Origin of the sequence: Mesorhizobium sp. M7A.F.Ca.AU.001.01.1.1 (assembly GCF_004022735.1) — a bacterium.
In the GTDB taxonomy this organism is placed as follows: Bacteria; Pseudomonadota; Alphaproteobacteria; order Rhizobiales; family Rhizobiaceae; genus Mesorhizobium; species Mesorhizobium ciceri.
Genome location: NZ_RZPF01001055.1, coordinates 1 through 1486, shown reverse-complemented (window position 1 = coordinate 1486; position 1486 = coordinate 1). Strand labels below are relative to the sequence as shown.

Genomic DNA, 1486 nt, shown 5'->3' with positions numbered 1-1486 from the left:
GCAGATGCCTGAAGTTCGGGAATTGCAGGATGGCTGTCTGCCAGCCGGCATTGTAGGCGCTGCAATTGCCGCGCTCATGCGCGATGATCACCAGGCCCGGCATTTCGCCCCGCTCGAACAGCGGCAGCACCGCCTTGGCGCCGGCCCGCGCCTCGGCTTCGTTCTCCATGACGATCACGGCAAAGCGCCTGCCGGTTTGCTGCGCGCGCAGCGACGCCAGCGTTTCCAGCACCTGCTCGGGACGCTTGAAGGTCGGCAAGGTGACGACGGCTTCGACGGCCTCGACGTCAAGCCGCGGCGTGCGTCCCGCGACCGATACCGAACCGTCCGATGGCAAAGGGATCATCCGTGTCCAGCCACATGGTGAGTTGGGCTCTGGTAGCACCACGGTTGATAAGGTTTCGTTAATCACCTTGCACGGAGAAGCCCGCCAGGCAGCGGCTTTCGGCCGTCGAATGTGCAGGCTTAATCAAGGGTTCACCGCACTTTGCTACCGGCTACACCACTGGATAGGTAAGATGCATCTGCTGTTCGCCACATCGATCGTGCCCGACGGCGCTCTCGCCTCGGGCTACGAGATCGCCAACGCTGCGATCATCGCTGCCTTGCGGCGCGCTGGCGCGCGCGTCACCGTCATCGGCTTTACCTGGCCGGGGAAGCCCGCGGCCGACCCCGAAAACACCGTGGTGCTGGGTGCGATCGACGTGCGCACGGAAAATGCCTCCGCGCGGCAAAAGCTGGCCTGGGTCGGCAAGGCGCTGCTTTCGGGCCTCACCTTCGCGTCGGTCAAGCTGCGCGCCGTGTCCGACAGCGATGTTCTCGCTGCCATTGAGCGTGCCGGACCGTTTGACGGCTATGTCTTGAATTCCGTGCAGTTCGCCGGGGCCTTCGAAAAGCTGTTCGCTGAGCGGCCTTCGATCTTCGTTGCCCACAATGTCGAGCATCTTTCGGCGCGGGAGAATGCCGCTGCCGCCGACGGTCTCTTCCAGCGCCTGCTGTTTCGCCGCGAGGCGAGGCTGCTCAAGACCGTCGAAGAGCGTCTCTGCCGCCGGGCGCGCTTCGTCTTCACCCTGGCCGAGGAAGACCGCGCCGCACTCGGTGTCGCCTCCGACAACCGCTCGGCGGTGCTGCCGCTGGTGACCGGTGCCCAGGCGCCAACCCTGAAAAGCCCGCGCCGCACCGATTGCGACGCCGCCCTGATCGGCACCTGGACCTGGCAGCCGAACCGCATCGGCCTCGACTGGTTCCTGGGCAAGGTCGTGCCGCATCTGCGGCCCGATTTCCGCATCCGCATTGCGGGCCACATGCCTTCGGGCGTCGCGTCGAAGCACCCGGGTGTCGAATTTGTCGGCCGCGTGCCCGACGCGCAAGCTTTCGTGCGCGGTGGTGCCGTCATCCCGCTGATCAGCACCGCCGGCAGCGGCGTCCAGTTGAAGACCATCGAAACCTTCGAGCTCGGCCTGCCTTCGGTCGCCACCATCCGTTC

General features: G+C 65.7%; 1 protein-coding gene and 1 pseudogene. One reads left to right on the top strand and one right to left on the bottom strand.

The features are described 5' to 3' along the window. Nucleotides 1–346 (bottom strand): annotated as a pseudogene (locus EN884_RS35685) (glycosyltransferase); the annotation flags it as partial. 172 nt (nucleotides 347–518) lie between these two features. On the opposite strand from EN884_RS35685, the gene EN884_RS35680 reads away from it, so the two are divergent. Then, the coding region (locus EN884_RS35680) for a glycosyltransferase family 4 protein (RefSeq protein WP_128361112.1) at nucleotides 519–1486 on the top strand (968 nt) is incomplete at its 3' end.